We start from the raw sequence: 19,209 nt of genomic DNA, 5'->3' as shown, positions 1-19,209 counted from the left end.
AATACATCGTTGGGTTTTACAACAACGAGCGGCTGCACTCGAAACTGGGATATCTGCCACCGACCGTTTACGAACGGGCAATGGCGTCTAAACCTCCTATCGAGGTGTCCGGAATTAGTTGACCACTGCAGGTAGATTCTCAGATGGAATAGGATTATTTCGGACAATTAAAAAGCCGGCTTGTGGCCGGCTTCTCGGGGACTGGCTTGGTTCATTTTTGGTAAACCGCGCCAGCCTTCAAAACGTACACCCGAATCTTGCGTTCGGCTGTGGGACTTGGCGAGAAAGTCATCTGCCTTGTCGGTGCGATCTGAGCCTTAAGAAGGGGCGATGCGCAAATGTGGGGCGCAGCATACTGATTTTTTGGGGGAATGCCCAGCTTGGCGTGCGGGATAGAGCTTTGCGGGGATGATTTTGTGTGGCTGCGCGGACTCTGTGGCGAGGGGGCTTGCCCCCGTTGGGGCGCGGAGCGTCCCTGAAGTGGGTTATCCAGAAGCACCGCATGTTCAGGTTTTACGACTGCTGCGCAGTCGAACGGGGGCAAGCCCCCTCGCCACATTGGATCGCGGGGTTGCGTATTTACAGGAACGGTACGGACGGTCTGCGTTTGTTCAGCGTGGACCACCAGAACACCCACCCCAATACCCTGATGTTCTGCTTATCAATCTGCTCGGCACTGAAGATCTCATCCGGATACTCGGCCCTGTTGTAACTGCGCAATCGCAGCGCATTCCCCGGCATCCGATGCAGGTATTTGATCCGTAACATTCCGTCATGCTCGATCGCATAAATCTCCCCATCGACAATCTGCGTAAGCCCGCGATCAATGGCGAGGGTGGAGCCGTCTTCAATCTTCTCGGCCATGCTGTTGCCGATCATGTAGGTACAAATAGCGTCGGCGTGATTGATTTCCAGGAAGTCGAGGTGGCTGCGGGGCAGGCGGATGGATTGGCCAGGGTCTTTGACGACATGGGTTTTGTTGGAGCCCGGGGCGGTGGCTGTTTCTTTATAGAACGGCAGTTCGACGTCGATGGGTTCGATGACCGTGTAGACACCGCGGATGGCTTGGGCGTCGAAGGTGTTGCCGGACTCGTCGAGCACGCGCAGGCGCGTGGACTCTTTCGGGCCTTCGCCGGTTTTGAGCCATTCGCTGTTTACAGACAGTAGTCGGGCGACCTCTTCCATGCGGTAGGCGGGCACACCACGGGTGTACCAGTTATGGATATTTTGCGCTTCCGTGTCGAAGAAAGCGGCAAATCCTGTTGTCCTGATGTTCGCTGCTTCGAGGAGCGCTTTAAACCGGGGGCCGCTAGTGTTCTTTTTCATAAACACGAGTTTACTGGCGTGGGTTGGGGGTTTGAATAAACGACCCGTTCAAATTTAGAGGGAAATTTAAGACTTGATGTAAGACGCTTTTAGTGGAAATTAAACAAGAAAAACCAAATCCAGGAAGTGTTAAACGTTCCGTTTAGTGGTGAGCCAAGCGCCCACAAAAAACCCCGGATCAACCGGGGTTCTTCTTGACGCTTGCAGCTAGAAGCTTATCGCTGCTTCTCAGCCTTTGTAGGCAGCAACCGACTTGGTGATCGCGTCGCGGGCGGCGTCTGCACCGGCCCAGCCTTCGATCTTCACCCATTTGCCTTTTTCGAGATCTTTGTAGTTCGCGAAGAAGTGCTCGATCTGCTGGATCAGCAGAGGTGGCAGGTCGGTGTATTCCTTCACGTCGACGTACAGCTGGGACAGCTTGTCGTGTGGGACTGCGATGACTTTGGCATCGCCGCCGCCGTCGTCGGTCATGTTCAGGATGCCGACTGGACGTGCGCGGATCACCGAACCTGGAGCAACCGGGTAAGGGGTCACGACCAGCACGTCGAGGGGGTCACCGTCGTCAGCCAGGGTGTTCGGGATATAACCGTAGTTGGCCGGGTAGAACATTGGGGTGGCCATGAAACGGTCAACGAACAGGCAATCGCTGTCTTTGTCGATTTCGTATTTGATCGGCGCGTGGTTGGCCGGGATCTCGATCGCGACGTAGATGTCGTTCGGCAGGTCTTTGCCAGCCGGAATCTTGCTGTAGCTCATTGGGCGGTGCCCCCGTTAGTTGACCAAAAACACTTGGCCGGATTGACCAAAAAGTGGCGGCGATTATAGGCATATTCTGCCACCGTTGCTATGTACCAGAGGTCGTGTAGACCCAGGTGCCCAGCCTCACAGATACTGTCGCTTTTTGACGGCGTCCGTTGTGGCCATGCTGCGTTGCCGCTCCTCGCCATAGCCAGCTATGACTCGTCGCGGCGCCTTGCCTGACCACAACGGCCACTCGTCAAAAGAGCAACGTATCTGTGAGGCTGGGCACTAGTCGTGAGCCTGATAGACCGGGTTCTCGGCCAGAAGTTGCCGCAGACGCGCCAGTGGATCCTGTCGGTAAAACAGCCTTAACTGCTCATACACCTGTGGATAAGCCTCATGCAGCAAATCCGGGGCGCTGAAGAAGTATTCGCTGGTGACCGCGAAGAACTCGGCGGGGTTTTCCGCCGCGTACGGGTCGATGGCGGTTTCAGCGTCCGGGTTGCGCTCCAGTTGCCGGTCGAGGTCGTCATAGGCTTCTTGCATGACCCTGGCCCAGTCACTGACGCGCATGTCGGCGTGCAGCGGTGGCAGGCCATTGGCGTCGCCGTTGAGCATGTCGAGTTTGTGCGCCAGTTCGTGGATCACCAGGTTGTAGCCTTCCCAGCCCCCGCTAGCCATCACGCCGGGCCAGGCGAGGATGATCGGGCCTTGCTGCCAGGCTTCACCGCTGTGTTCGCCGTCCCATTCATGTTCGACGCCACTGGCGTCGCGATGGCGCTGTGGGCTGAGGAAGTCGTCGGGGTAGAGGATGATTTCGTGAAAGCCCTGATACCAGTTCAGGTCGCCCAAATGCATGAGCGGCAATTGGGCCTGGGCGGCGAGCAGCAGGCGCTGCTCTTGATGGAGCTCGACGCCGGGCAGGGCGGTCAGGTGTTTGTCCTGCAGGAACAGTACGCTGGCTTCACGCAGCCACTGGTCTTGCGCAGGGCTGAGGCCATCGAGAAAACTCAGGTGATGGCGCACCCGTTGCCACATGTCGTCGGCAATCGGATGCCTGGCCAGGGTGCGCCGGCGTCGCCAGGCGCTAAGGGACCACATCGTGAGTCAGCGGGGTTCGGCTTTGGATGCGGCATTAGCGAGGCGGCTGCGGATCACGCCGATGATCATCGGTAGCAGCGACACCAGGATGATACCGACCACCAGCAGCGACAGGTTTTTCTTGATGAACGGTACGTTGCCGAAGAAGTAACCGAGGGTCACCAGGCCACCCACCCAGAGGATGGTGCCTAAAACGCTGAAGGCAAAGAAACGCGGGTAAGGCATTTTGCCCACGCCGGCGACGAATGGGGCGAAGGTACGGATGATTGGCATGAAGCGCGCCAGGGTCACGGTTTTGCCGCCGTGCCTGTCGTAGAAATCGTGGGTTTGTTGCAGGTAGTCGCGGCGGAAGATTTTCGAGTTCGGGTTGCTGAACAGCCGTTCGCCGACGGTGCGGCCGATCACGTAGTTGGTGCTGTCGCCGAGGATCGCCGCCAGCATCAGCAGGCCGCCCAGCAGCACCGGGTCCATGCCGCCACCGGCCGCTACGGCGCCCGCGATGAACAGCAGGGAATCACCCGGCAGGAACGGCATCACCACCAAACCGGTTTCGCAGAAAATCACCAGAAACAGGATGGCGTAAATCCATGCTCCGTAGTTGCTCACCAGCATCTCGAGGTAAACATCGAGATGCAGGATAACGTCGATTGGGTTGAAATCCATGGAAAGCACCTGTGGTGATGGCCCGACTCAGCAGGCCTGTGCGGATGGCTTCGCGTAAGACTACAGCTAAGTGTGATTTTTCTTACGAGCCGGAAAGAATTGGCATTATACGGGGTGAAAAGTGAAAAACGCGTCGAGTTTGTAGCGAGGGATGTCGATGGGTTGCGGAGTTTGCGGGACAAGATCGCAGCCTTCGGCAGCTCCTACAGGGTCGAGGTCGCCCCGGTCAATGTAGGAGCTGCCGAAGGCTGCGATCTTTTTGGGATCTTAAATCCCGTCACTGATCGGCAACACGTAGTTCTTGAACTCGGTGTCTTCCTTGAACCCGATGGATTCGTAGGTTTTCTGCGCCACATCGTTATTGCTGCTGGTGGAAACGCGCATGCGCACGGCATTGGTTTCCTTGGCCATTTTTTTCGCGGTGCGGATCAGGTTGTCGGCCACCAACTGGCGGCGGGCGTCTTCGGCGACGTAGATGTCGTTGAGGATCCACACGCGTTTAAGCGAAAGAGACGAAAAGCTCGGGTACAACTGACAGAAACCCATCAGTTTGTTGTTGTCGTCATCGGCCAGGGCCAGGTAGATCACCGACTCCTTGCGCCGCAGGCGTTTCTCGAGGAATGCCCGGGACGAGTCCGGATACGGCAGGGAGCCATAAAACTCGCGATATTTGACGAACAACGGGGTCAGCAGGTCCAGGTGTTCGAGGGTCGCTTGAATAATCCGCATGGTAGGTCTCGTCTTCAAGTGGCTGTCTTACATGGTGACGGCGATGGGAAACCCTTGGCGGCCGTGCATCGATCCTGCCTGAAACCTGAATAGAAACGCAATGCGGAAACGGTTCAGGCATCCGACGGGCGGAGTAGGAAATTACCCTTCATGTCCGCCCCGGTGTCCGACTCCAGCGTCTGAACCTGGGCTTCGTCCTTCAGACTGACCCCCGATAACTGCCGCCGACAGGCTTCGCGCATCAGATACAGCAAACGGTGTGCCGCCATGCCGTAACTCAAGCCTTCAAGCCGGACATTGGAGATGCAGTTGCGATAGGCGTCCGTCAGTCCGACCTTGGGATTATAGGTGAAATACAACCCCAGGCTGTCTGGCGAACTTAATCCTGGGCGTTCGCCGATCAGTATGACCACCATTTTCGCACCCAACAGCTCGCCAATCTCGTCGGCCACCGCAACCCGGCCCTGTTCCACCAGAATCACCGGTGACAGGGACCAGCCCTCAGCGGCTGTCTGTTCTTCCATGCGTGCCAGAAACGGCAAAGTGTGGCGATGAACGGCCAGCGCCGAGAGACCATCGGCCACCACGACAGCCAGATCTACGCCGCCAGGATGGGCTTGCGCGTAATCGCGCAGGGTCTGCGCCGACTCATCACTCAACTTGCGCCCCAAATCGGGGCGCTGCAAATAACTGTTCCGGTCCGTGGCGGCGCTGTGCAGCAGCAAGCTCTCACGTCCACGTTCGGCCAGTTGCGAACTGAGCCCCGGGTGGTCGAACGGCAGATGCACCGCATCCCGGGCCTGTGCATGGGCGTACTGGAAGTCCAGCTGCGCGCTGGTCGGCATGCTGGTGCCTGTACGACCGAGGGCAATACGTGCCGGCGTCAGGCGACGCAGTTCCAGCAATGGGTTTTGCGGATCGACGGGTGGTTTATCCATATCAACACTCATCCCAGTTGCGCCAATGCCTGGCGGAAGGCCGCTGGCAGGCTGTTGCCGAAGTGAATTTTGCCGTCTGCCTGGGTGAAGATGCCCATGTTCGCCAGCCACTGTTCAAACTCCGGCGCCGGTTTCAGGCCCAGGGTTTGCCGGGCGTAGAGGGCGTCGTGGAACGAGGTGGTCTGGTAGTTGAGCATGATGTCGTCGGAGCCGGGGATGCCCATGATGAAGTTGATCCCGGCCACACCCAGCAAGGTCAGCAGGGTGTCCATGTCGTCCTGATCGGCTTCGGCGTGATTGGTGTAACAAATGTCGCAACCCATGGGCACGCCCAGAAGCTTGCCGCAGAAGTGATCTTCGAGACCGGCGCGGATGATCTGTTTGCCGTTATAGAGGTATTCCGGGCCGATGAAGCCTACGACGGTGTTTACCAGAAACGGCTTGAAATGACGCGCCACGGCGTAGGCGCGGGTTTCGCAAGTCTGTTGATCGACGCCGTGGTGGGCGTTGGCCGACAAGGCGCTGCCCTGACCGGTCTCGAAATACATCAAGTTCTGGCCCAGCGTGCCGCGGTTCAGGCTCAAGCCCGCGTCATAGCCTTCCTGCAAGACGTTGAGGTTGATACCGAAACTGGCATTCGCCGCTTCGGTGCCGGCAATCGACTGGAACACCAGGTCCAGCGGAACACCTCGATTTATCGCCTCGATGGACGTAGTGACGTGGGTCAGCACGCAGGCCTGCGTAGGAATTTCGTAGCGCTGGATGATCGCATCGAGCATTTCCAGCATGGCGCAGATCGACGCGATGCTGTCGGTGGCCGGGTTGATGCCGATCATCGCGTCACCGTTACCGTACAGCAGGCCGTCGAGAATGCTCGCGGCGATACCGGCCGGTTCGTCGGTGGGGTGGTTGGGTTGCAGGCGTGTCGAGAGCCGGCCGCGCAGGCCCAGGGTGCCGCGGAATCTCGTGACCACACGGATTTTCTGCGCCACCAGCACCAGGTCCTGCACGCGCATGATCTTTGACACGGCGGCGACCATTTCCGGGGTCAGGCCCGGGGCGAGGGTGCGCAGGCTCTGTTCGTCGGCGGCCTCGCTGAGCAGCCAGTCGCGGAAACCACCGACGGTGAGGTGGCTGACAACCGCGAAAGCCTGTTTGTCGTGAGTGTCGATGATCAGCCGGGTAACTTCATCGGCCTCATAAGGAATCAGCACTTCCTGCAGGAAATGAGTCAGCGGGATATCAGCCAGGGCCATCTGCGCGGCCACCCGCTCGCCATCATTGAGGGCGGCAACACCGGCCAGAAAGTCCCCGGAGCGCGCCGGGCTGGCTTTGGCCATGACGTCCTTGAGGCTGTCGAAGCGATAGGTCTGGGCGCCGACGGTATGGGCAAATACGGCCATGGGACGGTGTCCTCCTGATTCAATAAATAACCCGAATGCACCGCCGAACCCTGTGGGAGCGAGCCTGCTCGCGATTGCAGTGTGTCATTCGACACATGTTTTGGATGTCAGACCGCAAATCGCGAGCAGGCTCGCTCCCACATAGGGAACTGCACTGCACTTCAATATGGCAGGCGCCGGGAATCAGCCCGGCGCCGGTGCAACTCAGACGCCTTCGAGCATCGCATCCGCCGGCGCGTCGGAACGCTGCTTGGCGGTCAGTTGGAAATACAGGTAACCGGCCACCATGAACCCAAGGAACACACACCCGATCAAGGTGTTGAACCACGCCATCGCCACCAGGCACACCACCGCCAGAAACAGCGCGATCCCCGGTACGATCGGGTAGCCCGGCGCGCGGAAGGTGCGTTCCAGGTTCGGCTCGGTTTTACGCAATTTGAACAGGCTCAGCATACTGATGATGTACATCACGATGGCACCGAATACCGACATGGTGATCATCGCAGCCGTCAGCGTCATGCCCTGCAGGTTGACCAGACCGTCGCTGTAGATCGCCGCGATGCCGATCACGCCGCCCGCCAGAATCGCCCGGTGCGGCGTCTGGAAGCGCGAGAGTTTGGCCAGCCCTTTGGGCAGATAACCGGCGCGAGCCAGGGCGAAGAACTGTCGCGAGTAGCCAAGAATGATCCCGTGGAAGCTCGCCACCAGGCCGAACAGGCCGATCCAGACCAGCATGTGCATCCAGCTCGAATTGTTGCCGACCACGGCTTTCATCGCTTGAGGCAGCGGGTCGTTGATGTTCGACAGTTGGCGCCAGTCGCCGACACCGCCCGCCATCACCATGACGCCGATAGCGAGGAACACCAGGGTCAGAATACCGCTGACATAAGCCTTGGGAATCGTGCGTTTCGGGTCCTTGGCTTCTTCGGCGGCCATGGCTGCGCCTTCAATGGCGAGGAAAAACCAGATCGCGAAAGGTATCGCCGCAAAGATGCCGGGGATTGAGGCCATGGTGAATTCGTTGGATCCCGACCAGCCATTGAGCACGAAATTGCTGAAGCTGAAGCCCGGTGCGACCACGCCCATGAACACCAGCAATTCGGCGACGGCGAGCACGGTGACCACCAATTCGAAGGTGGCCGCGATGCTGACGCCGAGGATATTCAGGCCCATGAACACGAAATAGGCGCCAACAGCGGCGATCTTCGGGTCCAGTTCCGGGTATTGCACGTTGAGGTAGGCGCCGATGGCCATGGCAATTGCCGGTGGCGCAAAGACGAATTCGATCAGGGTGGCAATGCCGGCGATCAGTCCGCCTTTTTCACCGAAGGCCCGGCGGCTGTAGGCAAAGGGCCCGCCAGCATGGGGAATAGCGGTGGTCAATTCGGTGAAACTGAAGATGAAGCAGGTGTACATCGTCGCCACCATCAGGGCGGTGACGAGGAAACCCAGGGTGCCGGCGGTGCCCCAGCCGTAACTCCAGCCGAAATATTCGCCGGAAATCACCAGGCCGACGGCAATGCCCCATAGATGCAGGGTGCCGAGTGTGGGTTTGAGCTGTGTAGTAGAAGTCATAAGTCCTCTCTGTCTTTTTTATTGTTTGATCTGTTGGACTTTCGGGTATGGCGTTTTCGTGTAATGCGGGCACGCAAAGCCCGTGCCAGAGCAGCAGGGCGATGATTGATGTGTCATGGAGGACGTCTTCGCGAGCAGGCTCGCTCCCACAGGGTTAGGTGGCAAATCCACTTTTTGGGGCTGACCCAAATCCAATGTGGGAGCGAGCCTGCTCGCGATAGCTGTTTGAAGGGCGATACATAACTACCTGTATCGCCCCGGTTTTTAGAAGAAGCCCAACGGATTGATGTCGTAGCTCACCAGCAGGTTTTTGGTCTGCTGATAGTGATCGAGCATCATTTTGTGGGTTTCACGACCGACGCCAGACTTTTTGTAACCGCCGAACGCGGCGTGCGCCGGGTACAGGTGGTAGCAGTTGGTCCACACCCGACCAGCCTTGATGGCACGGCCCATGCGGTAGGCGCGGTTGATGTCGCGGGTCCAGAGGCCGGCCCCCAGGCCGAACTCGGTGTCGTTGGCGATGGCCAGGGCTTCGGCTTCGTCCTTGAAGGTGGTGATGCTCACCACCGGGCCAAAGATTTCTTCCTGGAACACGCGCATTTTGTTGGTGCCCTTGAGCAGGGTCGGCTGGATGTAATACCCGGTCGCCAGGCTGCCCTCGAGTTTTTCTACCTTGCCACCGGTCAGCAGCTCGGCGCCTTCGCCCTTGGCGATCTCCAGGTACGAAAGGATTTTGTCGAATTGCTGCTCGGACGCCTGGGCGCCGACCATGGTGTCGGTGTCCAGCGGGTCGCCACGCTTGATCTGCAGGACTTTGTTCATGACGACTTTCATGAACTCGTCGTAGATCGACTCCTGTACCAGAGCGCGGGACGGGCAGGTGCAGACTTCGCCCTGGTTGAAGAACGCCAGCACCAGGCCTTCGGCGGCTTTCTCGATGAACGTCGGCTCGGCTTGCATGATGTCTTCGAAGAAGATGTTCGGCGACTTGCCACCCAGTTCCACGGTGGACGGAATGATGTTTTCGGCGGCGCATTTCATGATGTGCGAGCCGACCGGGGTCGAGCCGGTGAAGGCGATCTTGGCGATGCGCTTGCTGGTGGCCAGGGCTTCCCCGGCTTCTTTGCCGAACCCTTGCACCACGTTGAGCACGCCGGGTGGCAGCAGGTCGCCGATCAGCTCCATGAGCACGGTAATGCCCAGCGGGGTTTGCTCGGCCGGTTTAAGGACCACGCAGTTACCGGCGGCCAGGGCCGGGGCGAGTTTCCAGGCGGCCATCAGAATCGGGAAGTTCCACGGGATGATCTGCCCGACCACGCCCAGCGGTTCATGGATGTGATAGGCCACGGTGTTGCCATCGATCTCGGCGGCGCTGCCTTCCTGGGCGCGGATGCAACCGGCGAAGTAACGGAAGTGGTCGGCGGCCAATGGAATGTCGGCATTGAGGGTTTCGCGCACGGCCTTGCCGTTGTCCCAGGATTCGGTGATTGCCAGCAGTTCCAGGTTCTGTTCGATGCGATCGGCGATTTTCAGCAGCACCAGCGAGCGTGCCTGGGCGGACGTGGCGCCCCAGGCGTCGGCGGCGGCATGGGCAGCGTCCAGGGCCTTTTCGATGTCTTCGGCCGTGGAGCGCGGGAATTCGGCAATAGGTTGGCCGTTGACCGGCGATGTATTGGTGAAGTACTGACCTTTGACAGGCGCGACGAACTCGCCGCCGATGTAGTTACCGTATTTGCTCTTGAACGAAACGATAGCGCCTTCAGTACCGGGGTGAGCGTAACGCATGATGGGTATCTCCTTGGCTTTTGTGCTTATAAGGGAGGACGCGCCAGAGCGCTGCATAAGCGTAGAGCAAAGGTCGGGCCAGCGCCTTGCAGGTCAGGTAAATCAAGGTGTTGCGCGCTTTTTGTCGGACAGATGGGCGGCGTTTGTGACGCTTGCGGTACAGCCCCTGTGACACTTTGTACCGTTTATGGCGCAGGCTGTGACTGGCGGGTCTTGCCAGCATTGCATTGGAGGCTAGGCTGGAGGATGCTCGGAGCTCGCATGACTAAGTCACAGGGATTTGATGGGGGCGGTGTAAACCGCTCGGGAGAATAATAAGAAATGCACGACAACCATTTGAGTCGCCATGCCCAGCAAGTGTTGACCGTGACCCAGGGTAAATCCCACCTGCACGGTCCCGGCAGCGATCCGTCCATTGCCCGTTCCTGGCTGCGTTGTCTTGAGGACTATCACCTCGACCCGGCCCTGACCATGGCGCCGACGGTGCTGGAGCATGGCCGCGTGCTGGAAAGCCGCGAACGCTTGCAGCAAGTGCTACAGATCGCCGGCAACGAAATGACCAGCCTCCACCAGCAGCTTTCCGGCGCCGGCCACGCGGTGCTGCTGACCGATGCCCGCGGGGTGATCCTCAATTGCGTCACCGCGCCCGCCGAACGGAAGATTTTCGAGCGCGCCGGCCTGTGGTTGGGGGCGGACTGGAGCGAAGCCTGCGAAGGCACCAACGGCATCGGCACCTGCCTGGTGGAGCGTCAGTCCCTGACCATCCATCAGGACGAACATTTTCGCGGCCGTCACACCGGCCTGACCTGCTCGGCGAGCCCGGTGTTCGACCCCCACGGCGAGCTGCTGGCGGTGCTTGACGTGTCTTCGGCGCGTCATGAGGTTTCGCGTCAGAGCCAATTCCACACCATGGCCCTGGTCAATCTGTCGGCGAAGATGATCGAGAGCTGCTATTTCCTGCGTTACTTCGACAATCAATGGTTGCTGCGTTTTCACTTGCAGGCCGAATCCGTCGGGCTGTTCAGCGAAGGGCTGCTGGCGTTCGACGGGGAAGGGCGGATCTGTGCGGTCAACCAGAGTGCGCTGAATTTGCTGGGGCATATTCGCGGCGGGCTGTTGGGCAAGCCGGTGGAAGCGTTTTTCGATTGCTCGCTGGATGAGTTGCTTGGCCGGGCGAGCGCCAATGCCAGCGCCAGTTGGCCGTTGCGCACCCGTGACGGGCGGCGGCTGTTTGCCGTGTTGCGCGGGCAGCCGCGCAGCATTCCTATGCCTGTGGTGCAAAGCCCGATGGTTGTCGAGCGTCCGCGCTTGTCGGGTATTTGCCTGGGCGATGCCGCGCTGCAGGAAGACTTCCGCAAGGCCCTGCGGGTGTTCGAACGGGACGTGCCGTTGCTGATCAACGGTGAAACCGGTTCTGGCAAGGAAGCCTTCGCCAAAGCCGTGCATCAGGCCAGTCAACGGGCAGAAAAGACGTTCGTTGCCCTCAATTGCGCGGCGATTCCCGAAAGCCTGATCGAAAGTGAGCTGTTCGGCTATCGCGGCGGCAGTTTCACCGGTGCCCGCAAGGAAGGCATGCGCGGCAAGTTGCAGCAGGCTGATGGCGGGACCTTGTTCCTCGATGAAATCGGTGACATGCCGCTGACCATGCAGACCCGGCTATTAAGGGTGCTGGAAGACCGTCAGGTGGTGCCGATCGGCGGCGAGCCGGAGTCGGTCAATGTGCGGATCATCAGCGCCACTCACCGCAACCTGCTTGAAAGGGTGCAGGACGGCAGTTTCCGCGAGGATTTATATTACCGGCTCAATGGGTTGGAGGTTGCCTTGCCGGCGTTGCGCGAGCGCACGGACAAATCACAGTTGCTCGACTTTTTGCTGGCCGAAGAGGCGGGCGGGGAGAGCGTGTTGATTGATGCCCCGGCGCGGCAGGCCTTGCTGGATTTTGCCTGGCCGGGGAACGTGCGGCAGTTGCGCAATGTGCTGCGGACCTTGGCAGCGCTGTGTGACGGCGGTCGGATCGGGCTGGAAGATTTGCCGGCGATGATTCGTCAGGCCCGACCGGTGACGGCGTCGGCGGTTGAAGAACCGTCCGAGTATCCGCTGGACGATGCCGAGCGGTTGGCATTGCTCAGCGCGCTGGAGCAGCAGCGCTGGCACATGACCCACACCGCCGAGCAGTTGGGCGTCAGTCGCAATACGCTTTACAGAAAGCTGCGCAAACACGGTATCGCCCGCTAGGTTGTGACTGATCGTTCCCACGCTCTGCGTGGGAATGCCTCCCCGGACGCTCTGCGTCCGCTTTTGGGACGCAGAGCGTCCCTTGCTGCATTCCCACGCAGAGCGTGGGAACGAGCGTGGTTACAGCTAAAGAGTGCGATTTTCCCCTCCCTAAGCTAACCTGCGGCCATGTTTTACGAGGTCGACTATGCACATTCATATTCTTGGTATTTGCGGCACTTTCATGGGTTCGATGGCGGTTCTGGCCAAAGAGCTGGGCCATCACGTGACCGGCTCCGATGCCAACGTCTATCCGCCGATGAGCACTCAGCTGCAAGCTCAGGGCATTGAGTTGACTCAAGGTTACGACCCGGCGCAGCTCGATCCGGCCCCGGACCTGGTGGTGATCGGCAATGCCATGTCCCGCGGCAACCCGGCCGTCGAATACGTGCTGAACAAAGGCCTGCCGTACGTCTCCGGTCCGCAATGGCTGGCGGATCACGTATTGCAAGGCCGCTGGGTGCTGGCGGTTGCCGGCACTCACGGCAAAACCACCACCAGCAGCATGCTCGCCTGGGTCCTGGAGCACGCCGGCATGAGCCCGGGTTTCCTGATCGGCGGCGTGCCGCAGAATTTCTCGGTGTCGGCGCGTCTGGGCGGCACGCCGTTTTTCGTGATCGAAGCCGACGAATACGACAGCGCGTTCTTCGACAAGCGCTCCAAGTTCGTTCACTACCGTCCGCGTACGGCGATTCTGAACAATCTGGAGTTCGATCACGCCGACATCTTCCCCGATCTGCCGGCCATCGAGCGGCAGTTCCACCATTTGGTGCGGACCATCCCGAGCGAAGGCCTGGTGATCCATCCGACCACTGAGCCGGCCTTGCTGCGCGTCATCGAAATGGGCTGCTGGACCCCGGTACAGACCACCGGCGCCGGCGGTCAGTGGCAAGTCAAACTGCTCAGTGAAGACGGCTCGAAATTCGAAGTGATGTTCGAAGGCGCCGCTCAAGGCGTGGTCGAGTGGGACATGACCGGTCAGCACAACGTCGCCAACGCCTTGGCTACCTTGGCCGCTGCGCGTCACGTCGGCGTAGTGCCGTCGATGGGCGTTGCGGCGCTGAGCGCGTTCAAAAGCGTGAAGCGCCGGATGGAGAAAGTCGCTGAAGTGCGTGGCATCACCATTTACGACGACTTCGCTCACCACCCGACCGCCATCGCCACCACCCTCGACGGTCTGCGCAAACGCATTGGCGACGCGCCGTTGATCGCGATCATCGAGCCACGCTCCAACTCCATGAAGCTCGGCGCTCACCGCGATGGCTTGCCGGAGAGCGTGGTCGATGCCGATCAGGTGATCTGGTATTCACCGGCCAACCTCGGCTGGGATCTGGGCGCCACGGCGGCGTTATGCACCGTGCCGTCGATCGTCAGCGATTCGCTGGAAGGCATCATCGAGCGGGTGAAGAGCCAGGCCCAGCCGGGCACTCACGTGGTGATCATGAGCAACGGCGGCTTCGGCGGCCTGCACGGCAAACTGGCCGAGGCGCTGCAATGAACAACGGCCCGGAACGCATCACGCTGGCGATGACCGGCGCTTCGGGCGCCCAGTACGGCTTGCGCCTGCTCGACTGCCTGGTGCGTGAAGACCGCGAAGTGCACTTCCTGATTTCCAAGGCCGCGCAACTGGTAATGGCCACTGAAACCGATGTCTCGCTGCCGTCCAAACCGCAGATGATGCAAGCCTTCCTCACTGAATACACCGGCGCCGCCGCCGGGCAGATTCGGGTGTACGGCAAGGAAGACTGGATGTCGCCGGTGGCTTCGGGTTCTGGCTCGCCAGCGGCGATGGTGGTGGTGCCGTGTTCCACCGGGACCTTGTCGGCTATCGCGACCGGGGCCTGCAACAACTTGATCGAGCGGGCGGCCGACGTGACCTTGAAGGAGCGTCGCCAGCTGATTCTGGTGCCGCGCGAGGCACCGTATTCGAGCATTCATCTGGAGCACATGCTCAAGCTGTCGAACATGGGCGTGACGATTCTGCCGGCGTCGCCGGGCTTCTATCACCAGCCCCAGACCATCGATGACTTGATCGACTTCGTCGTGGCGCGAATTCTCAACTGTTTGAACATCCCGCAAGACATGCTGCCGCGTTGGGGCGAACACCATTTGAGCAGCGATGAATAAGCTGCTGATCATCCTGTTGGCGTTGCAACTGGCGGGCTGCGCCACGGCACGCACCCTCGATGCCGCCAAGCCTGGGGCGCCGGTTGTGTATTCGGGGACGCGACTGGATCTGTATGCGATGAACGGCGGTTGCTGCGCCATGGACAGATTTGGCGCAGAAGCGCCGAGTTATCCAGGTGTTGATCTGCCGGCCAGTGCCTTGCTCGACACGTTGCTGTTGCCGCTGTCGTTGTTGACGGTGTTGGGAGTGAATTTTCAGGCGTCGGGTGGATTGTAAGAACGAGCGCGGCTCTTGTGGCGAGGGAGCAAGCTCCCTCGCCACAAGTCGGCGCGTTATTTACCGAGCTTGCGCAACTCATCCGACTCGACAATCCGCACACCATCTTGCTCCTCCAGCGCCAGGCGCCACATGGCGCGGGCCAGTTGGCAGGCTTCGATGCCGTGGTATTTGCCCGGAATCAATTTCGACAACGGGCCGGCAACCCGCTCGCCTAATCGCGGCTCGACGCGATCGCCCAACAACAGCGAAGGCCGGCAAATGGTCAGCTGCGGCCAATTCTGTGCGCGCAATGCGTGTTCCATCTCGCCTTTAACCCGGTTGTAGAAAATCGAGGATCTGCGATCGGCCCCCAAGGCACTGATCACGATCAGGTGCCTTGCGCCCATCTCCCGCGCACGTTTGGCGAACGCCACGACCATGTCCAGGTCCACCGCGCGAAACGCTTGTTCGGAGCCGGCCTGTTTGATGGTGGTGCCGAGGCAGCAATAGGCAATGTCGACGCGACCGTTCAATTGCGGCAAAAACGCAGCCGGGTCGCCGACCGGGTTTTCCAAGTGAGGATGCTCGGCCAGTGGCCGGCGTGAGGGAGCCAATACCCGCATAATCGTTGGCTCATTGAGCAGACGGTCAAGCAAATGTTCACCGGTCAACCCGGTAGCTCCGGCAAGCAATACATGCTGAGGCGTCAAGTACATAGTCATTCCCCCTTGATACTATTCAGCTTAGTTGCTCTTTTCATCCTTGCTGATAGAGACACTTTGCAGTGCCTTTCGTGCCTGCTGCTTGCGTAACAATTGCCAGTGGGCGAGAACGGCTTTCGGCGCCCATATCTGCGGCTCGGAGGCTTCGAAGTTGTCGGCCAGCTCACGTTCGGCCACGGTGGCACTGGCCCGTTTGAAGGCTTGCTCCAGATCGTCGGTCTGGTTCAGCGCCTGGGCAAACAGCGCGTCGCCGAAATAAGTGAAATTGGCTTCTTCCGAACACCCGAAGGACACCCGGTCAGCGCGCGAGGCGGTCATGATCAGGGTGCGTTCATCCTTGAGCGCGGGAATGAAGCCGCCGGAATAGCAAGATGAAATCACGATAATTTTGTCGCGTTTTTTCAGGGGGGCGAGGACGGCGGCGAGCTCGTCGGCCGGCAGGTCGGCCAGTTCCATGCGTGGCTGGTCGAGCACCAGTTCGTGTTCACTGGAGCCATGGCTGGTGAGGTAAATGAACAGCAAGTCTTCCGGGCCGCTGCGCTCGGCCAGGGTCTGGGCGGCGCGGCGCAGGTTTTCCCGGGTGGCCATCGGCCGGTCGCCAAGGTGGTCGCGATGGTTGACCAGGCGGATCTGGCCGAAGGCGCCGAAACGGCTGGCGAGCATGTTGGCGACGTAGTCCGATTCGCGCAGGAACACGCTCTGCTTGCCGTCACCGCCCAGGGTCAAGGTGTACAGCTCGACCGCCGGGGTCGAGGCCGGTACGCTGGCCAGTGCATCGTCGAGCAAACGGCCCTGAGCCAGCAAACCGAGTTCGAGGGTGTCCGGCAGCAGCTTGCCGTCGGCGTCGCGCACACGCTGACTATTGATCCAGGTGCCGCTCAGCACCGTGCCATCGGTGAGCACCAACGTGCCTTTGCCCTGATAATTGTCGCCGTCGAACTGGCCGACATAGAAACTGCCATCGGCCAGGTTCAAGCGGCCCTGGCCAGTGAAGCGCCAGTCGCTGAACTGACCGATGTAGTGACTGCCGTCGGCGCCGATCAACTCGCCCTTGCCGCTCAGCACCCCTTCCTTGAACTGACCGAGCCAGACATCGCCATCGGCGTTCTCGTAGCGGCCCTTGCCGTGCAGTTGATTGTTCTTGAAGCCGCCGACATAGATATCGCCATCGGCGCTGTTGAAGGTGCCGTTGCCTTCCAGCTGACCATCGACGAAATGCCCGGTGAACTGATTGCCGCTGGCATCGCCGCGCTGGCCTTCGCCGTTGGGTTTGCCATGGGCGAACTGACCCTGGTACTGGCTGCCGTCTTCGAGTTCCAGACGACCGAGCCCTGAATATTGATCGGCCTTGAATTCGCCACGGTAGGTCATGGCGTTTTCTTTGAGGGTGCCTTCACCGTCCCGTCGACCGGCCTTGAAACCGCCGGTGTAGCTGCTGCCGGTGGTGGTCAGCGTGCCCTTGCCGTCGAACAGCCCCTGCTGGAATTGCCCGCGATAGACCTCGCCGTTGCTACCGTGCCATTCGCCCTGACCATGCCATTGGCCTTTGTCGAACTGGCCGGCGTACCAGCTGCCGTTCGGGTAATCGATGCGACCCTCGCCTTGCAGCAAGCCGTTGACCAGGTCACCGCGATAGCGTCCGCCGTCCGGCAGGCGGGCGTCGGGGGGCAACAGCGATTCGCCATCGCCGCAAGCGGTGAGCAACAGGGTCAGAGCAAGGAGTGCAAGTGAGCGCATAGCGGGATCCGGGCAGTTAGGCGACGGAGTATGCCGCAGCTATGTGTCGCATTTATAGAGACACGGCAGAGACACAGCGCGAAACAGCATGAGCTGTTTCGCAATCAGGCATGTGTCAGACGAAACAGAGGGACAGTGGCTCGGCGATATACGCCGGTTTGTCCGACCCTTCGATTTCAAGCGTGGCGGTGGCCTTGAGCAGCCATTGGCCGGGTTTCTTCTCGGTGACGTCGTTCATGTCGACCTTGAGTCGAACCCTGGAATTGACCTTCACAGGCTGGATAAAACGCACGCTGTCCAGACCGTAGTTGACCACCATCTTCGCGCCTTGGGGCAGGATGAGGATGTCTTCCATCAACTTGGGGATCAGCGACAACGACAGGAAACCGTGGGCGATGGTGCTGCCAAAGGGTGTTTGCGCGGCTTTGACCGGGTCGACATGGATGAACTGATAGTCACCTGTGGCTTCTGCGAACAGGTTGATGCGTTCCTGGTCGATGGTGAGCCATTCGGAACGTCCGAGTTCCTTGCCGACATAATCTTTGAGCTCTGCAACTGGAACATAGGGCATTGAGACTCTCCTTGGGTCATCGGTTTTATAGTTTTCGAGTGGGGGGATTCGACCTCCCTGCGAACCACTTTAGATCAACATGGCAAATGGCTCCGGTCAACTGACCATGCTTTTGGCGAATGCCGATTCATAGCGTTGACGTGCTTATAATGCCTGGCGCCTTTTGCGGGAGATGATGGATGTTGTTACGTGGCCTGACTTGGCTGGTGCTGTTTCAATTGCTCGGCACTGCCCTCAACCATCTGATATTACCAGTGCTGCCGGGGCCGATCATTGGCCTGCTGTTGTTGCTGGGGTATCTGATCAGCCGTGGCCAAGTCGGCGAGCCGCTGAACCTGGCGGCCAGCAGTCTGCTGCGTTACCTGCCGTTGCTGCTGGTGCCGCCGGCCGTGGGCGTGATGGTTTACGCCACCGACATTGCCGCGGATTTCTGGGCGATCACCGGTGCTCTGGTGTTGTCGCTGGTGCTGTCGATGGCTTTCGCCGGGGTGCTGATGCAGCGCATGGTCAAGCGTCATGCTCATGACGAGGGCGGCCAATGATGTTCGATTGGCACGGCGCCTGGGCGTCGGTGATCCATCATCCGCTGTTTGGTATCGGCATTACGCTGGGTGCGTATCAATTGGTACTGGCGGCGTTCGAGAAAACCCGCTGGGTTTTTCTGCAGCCGGTATTGGTTTCCATGTTGCTGGTCATCGGTGTACTGGTCAGTTGCGGCCTGAGCTATGCCGAGTACCGCAAGAGCACCGAGATCCTGAGCATCTTGCTCGGGCCGGCCACCGTTGCGCTGGCGGTACCGCTGTACCTCAACCTGCGGCGGATCCGGCAGTTGTTCTGGCCGATATTTACTACGCTGGTGATAGGTGGCGTGGTCGCCACGGGCATGGGGGTATTGCTGGGCTGGTGGTTCGGCGCTGAACACATGATCCTGATGACCATGGCCCCCAAGTCGGTCACCTCGCCGATTGCCATGCTGGTGGCAGAGCAGATCGGTGGCGTCGCGGCGCTGGCGGCGGTGTTCGTGTTGATTACCGGGGTGATCGGGGCGATCTTCGGGCCGAGTCTTTTGACCCGTCTCGGTGTCCACAGCCCGGAGGCCCGCGGCATGGCCCTGGGCATGACCGCCCACGCGGTCGGCACTTCGGTGGCCTTGCAGGAAAGTGAAGAGTGCGGCGCCTTCGCAGCGCTGGCGATGAGTCTGATGGGCGTGGCCACGGCGGTGTTCCTGCCGTTGGCGGTGTCGATGGTGGTGTAAGGA

General features: G+C 60.0%; 18 protein-coding genes. 6 read left to right on the top strand and 12 right to left on the bottom strand.

The annotated features are described in order from the left end of the window. Positions 1-579 precede the first annotated feature (579 nt). The 9 genes from AACY49_RS17595 to exaC form a co-directional block, all read right to left on the bottom strand. Positions 580-1,326, bottom strand: coding sequence for a S24 family peptidase (locus AACY49_RS17595; RefSeq protein ID WP_258698899.1), 747 nt, complete (start codon positions 1,324-1,326; stop codon positions 580-582). 228 nt (positions 1,327-1,554) lie between these two features. Continuing rightward, complete coding sequence (gene ppa, locus AACY49_RS17590) at positions 1,555-2,082, bottom strand: inorganic diphosphatase (RefSeq protein WP_008052339.1); 528 nt, start codon at positions 2,080-2,082, stop codon at positions 1,555-1,557. A gap of 273 nt (positions 2,083-2,355) precedes the next feature. Continuing rightward, positions 2,356-3,168 carry a M90 family metallopeptidase gene (locus AACY49_RS17585; protein ID WP_339525371.1) on the bottom strand — a complete coding sequence of 271 codons (813 nt, stop codon included), beginning with the start codon at positions 3,166-3,168 and terminating at the stop codon, positions 2,356-2,358. Positions 3,169-3,174: 6 nt separating this feature from the next. After that, positions 3,175-3,831, bottom strand: coding sequence for a DedA family protein (locus AACY49_RS17580; RefSeq protein ID WP_320393191.1), 657 nt, complete (start codon positions 3,829-3,831; stop codon positions 3,175-3,177). A 267-nt stretch (positions 3,832-4,098) separates the two neighbouring features. Further along, the gene (locus AACY49_RS17575; RefSeq protein WP_038981361.1) at positions 4,099-4,560 is read right to left on the bottom strand and encodes a GNAT family N-acetyltransferase; all 462 of its coding nucleotides are present in this window, start codon (positions 4,558-4,560) and stop codon (positions 4,099-4,101) included. Positions 4,561-4,673: 113 nt separating this feature from the next. Then, positions 4,674-5,498, bottom strand: a complete 825-nt coding sequence (gene eutC, locus AACY49_RS17570; protein ID WP_339525368.1) for an ethanolamine ammonia-lyase subunit EutC — start codon at positions 5,496-5,498, stop codon at positions 4,674-4,676. An 8-nt stretch (positions 5,499-5,506) separates the two neighbouring features. After that, a complete protein-coding gene (locus AACY49_RS17565) occupies positions 5,507-6,901 on the bottom strand; it encodes an ethanolamine ammonia-lyase subunit EutB (protein ID WP_339525366.1) in 1,395 nt (464 codons plus the stop codon). Positions 6,902-7,105: 204 nt separating this feature from the next. Then, positions 7,106-8,476, bottom strand: coding sequence for an ethanolamine permease (gene eat / locus AACY49_RS17560; RefSeq protein ID WP_320393194.1), 1,371 nt, complete (start codon positions 8,474-8,476; stop codon positions 7,106-7,108). Positions 8,477-8,740: 264 nt separating this feature from the next. Next, entirely contained in the window at positions 8,741-10,261 is a 1,521-nt protein-coding gene (gene exaC, locus AACY49_RS17555) for an acetaldehyde dehydrogenase ExaC (protein ID WP_258698906.1), read from the bottom strand. Between the two features lie 321 nt (positions 10,262-10,582). Here exaC and AACY49_RS17550 point away from each other — a divergent pair, with 321 nt between their 5' ends. The 4 genes from AACY49_RS17550 to AACY49_RS17535 all read left to right on the top strand — a co-directional run bounded on the left by AACY49_RS17550 (position 10,583) and on the right by AACY49_RS17535 (position 14,939). Then, on the top strand, positions 10,583-12,496 hold the full coding sequence (locus AACY49_RS17550; RefSeq protein ID WP_339525364.1) for a sigma-54-dependent Fis family transcriptional regulator: 1,914 nt from the start codon (positions 10,583-10,585) through the stop codon (positions 12,494-12,496). Between the two features lie 187 nt (positions 12,497-12,683). Beyond that, positions 12,684-14,033, top strand: coding sequence for a UDP-N-acetylmuramate:L-alanyl-gamma-D-glutamyl-meso-diaminopimelate ligase (gene mpl / locus AACY49_RS17545; RefSeq protein WP_339525362.1), 1,350 nt, complete (start codon positions 12,684-12,686; stop codon positions 14,031-14,033). After that, complete coding sequence (gene ubiX / locus AACY49_RS17540; protein WP_223485712.1) at positions 14,030-14,662, top strand: flavin prenyltransferase UbiX; 633 nt, start codon at positions 14,030-14,032, stop codon at positions 14,660-14,662. The genes mpl and ubiX overlap by 4 nt, the downstream gene beginning before the upstream one ends. Beyond that, entirely contained in the window at positions 14,655-14,939 is a 285-nt protein-coding gene (locus AACY49_RS17535) for a YceK/YidQ family lipoprotein (protein WP_258698909.1), read from the top strand. Before ubiX ends, AACY49_RS17535 begins: the two co-directional genes overlap by 8 nt. Before the next feature lie 56 nt (positions 14,940-14,995). Here AACY49_RS17535 and AACY49_RS17530 read toward each other — a convergent pair whose 3' ends face one another. The 3 genes from AACY49_RS17530 to AACY49_RS17520 form a co-directional block, all read right to left on the bottom strand. Further along, entirely contained in the window at positions 14,996-15,637 is a 642-nt protein-coding gene (locus AACY49_RS17530) for an oxidoreductase (protein ID WP_339525358.1), read from the bottom strand. A gap of 27 nt (positions 15,638-15,664) precedes the next feature. Then, positions 15,665-17,380 carry a C13 family peptidase gene (locus AACY49_RS17525; protein ID WP_320393196.1) on the bottom strand — a complete coding sequence of 572 codons (1,716 nt, stop codon included), beginning with the start codon at positions 17,378-17,380 and terminating at the stop codon, positions 15,665-15,667. 115 nt (positions 17,381-17,495) lie between these two features. Then, positions 17,496-17,951: a MaoC family dehydratase gene (locus AACY49_RS17520; RefSeq protein ID WP_258698912.1), complete on the bottom strand. Its 456-nt coding sequence runs from the start codon at positions 17,949-17,951 to the stop codon at positions 17,496-17,498. Positions 17,952-18,130: 179 nt separating this feature from the next. Here AACY49_RS17520 and AACY49_RS17515 point away from each other — a divergent pair, with 179 nt between their 5' ends. Both AACY49_RS17515 and AACY49_RS17510 read left to right on the top strand, forming a co-directional pair. Continuing rightward, complete coding sequence (locus tag AACY49_RS17515; RefSeq protein WP_258698913.1) at positions 18,131-18,493, top strand: CidA/LrgA family protein; 363 nt, start codon at positions 18,131-18,133, stop codon at positions 18,491-18,493. Beyond that, the gene (locus AACY49_RS17510) at positions 18,490-19,206 is read left to right on the top strand and encodes an LrgB family protein (RefSeq protein WP_258698914.1); all 717 of its coding nucleotides are present in this window, start codon (positions 18,490-18,492) and stop codon (positions 19,204-19,206) included. The genes AACY49_RS17515 and AACY49_RS17510 overlap by 4 nt, the downstream gene beginning before the upstream one ends. Positions 19,207-19,209 lie beyond the last annotated feature (3 nt).

The sequence above is a fragment of the Pseudomonas sp. EL_65y_Pfl2_R96 genome (assembly GCF_963970905.1).
Classification (GTDB): Bacteria; Pseudomonadota; Gammaproteobacteria; order Pseudomonadales; family Pseudomonadaceae; genus Aquipseudomonas.
Note: the sequence above shows the minus strand (reverse complement) of the source record. Positions and strands in the feature narration are given on the sequence as shown.

What these genes read in the sequence shown, in the direction of transcription:
- AACY49_RS17595 (WP_258698899.1), bottom strand. Translation starts at nt 1,326, where the DNA reads ATGAAAAAGAACACTAGCGGCCCCCGGTTTAAAGCGCTCCTCGAAGCA.
- ppa (WP_008052339.1), bottom strand. Translation starts at nt 2,082, where the DNA reads ATGAGCTACAGCAAGATTCCGGCTGGCAAAGACCTGCCGAACGACATC.
- AACY49_RS17585 (WP_339525371.1), bottom strand. Translation starts at nt 3,168, where the DNA reads ATGTGGTCCCTTAGCGCCTGGCGACGCCGGCGCACCCTGGCCAGGCAT.
- AACY49_RS17580 (WP_320393191.1), bottom strand. Translation starts at nt 3,831, where the DNA reads ATGGATTTCAACCCAATCGACGTTATCCTGCATCTCGATGTTTACCTC.
- AACY49_RS17575 (WP_038981361.1), bottom strand. Translation starts at nt 4,560, where the DNA reads ATGCGGATTATTCAAGCGACCCTCGAACACCTGGACCTGCTGACCCCG.
- eutC (WP_339525368.1), bottom strand. Translation starts at nt 5,498, where the DNA reads ATGGATAAACCACCCGTCGATCCGCAAAACCCATTGCTGGAACTGCGT.
- AACY49_RS17565 (WP_339525366.1), bottom strand. Translation starts at nt 6,901, where the DNA reads ATGGCCGTATTTGCCCATACCGTCGGCGCCCAGACCTATCGCTTCGAC.
- eat (WP_320393194.1), bottom strand. Translation starts at nt 8,476, where the DNA reads ATGACTTCTACTACACAGCTCAAACCCACACTCGGCACCCTGCATCTA.
- exaC (WP_258698906.1), bottom strand. Translation starts at nt 10,261, where the DNA reads ATGCGTTACGCTCACCCCGGTACTGAAGGCGCTATCGTTTCGTTCAAG.
- AACY49_RS17550 (WP_339525364.1), top strand. Translation starts at nt 10,583, where the DNA reads ATGCACGACAACCATTTGAGTCGCCATGCCCAGCAAGTGTTGACCGTG.
- mpl (WP_339525362.1), top strand. Translation starts at nt 12,684, where the DNA reads ATGCACATTCATATTCTTGGTATTTGCGGCACTTTCATGGGTTCGATG.
- ubiX (WP_223485712.1), top strand. Translation starts at nt 14,030, where the DNA reads ATGAACAACGGCCCGGAACGCATCACGCTGGCGATGACCGGCGCTTCG.
- AACY49_RS17535 (WP_258698909.1), top strand. Translation starts at nt 14,655, where the DNA reads ATGAATAAGCTGCTGATCATCCTGTTGGCGTTGCAACTGGCGGGCTGC.
- AACY49_RS17530 (WP_339525358.1), bottom strand. Translation starts at nt 15,637, where the DNA reads ATGTACTTGACGCCTCAGCATGTATTGCTTGCCGGAGCTACCGGGTTG.
- AACY49_RS17525 (WP_320393196.1), bottom strand. Translation starts at nt 17,380, where the DNA reads ATGCGCTCACTTGCACTCCTTGCTCTGACCCTGTTGCTCACCGCTTGC.
- AACY49_RS17520 (WP_258698912.1), bottom strand. Translation starts at nt 17,951, where the DNA reads ATGCCCTATGTTCCAGTTGCAGAGCTCAAAGATTATGTCGGCAAGGAA.
- AACY49_RS17515 (WP_258698913.1), top strand. Translation starts at nt 18,131, where the DNA reads ATGTTGTTACGTGGCCTGACTTGGCTGGTGCTGTTTCAATTGCTCGGC.
- AACY49_RS17510 (WP_258698914.1), top strand. Translation starts at nt 18,490, where the DNA reads ATGATGTTCGATTGGCACGGCGCCTGGGCGTCGGTGATCCATCATCCG.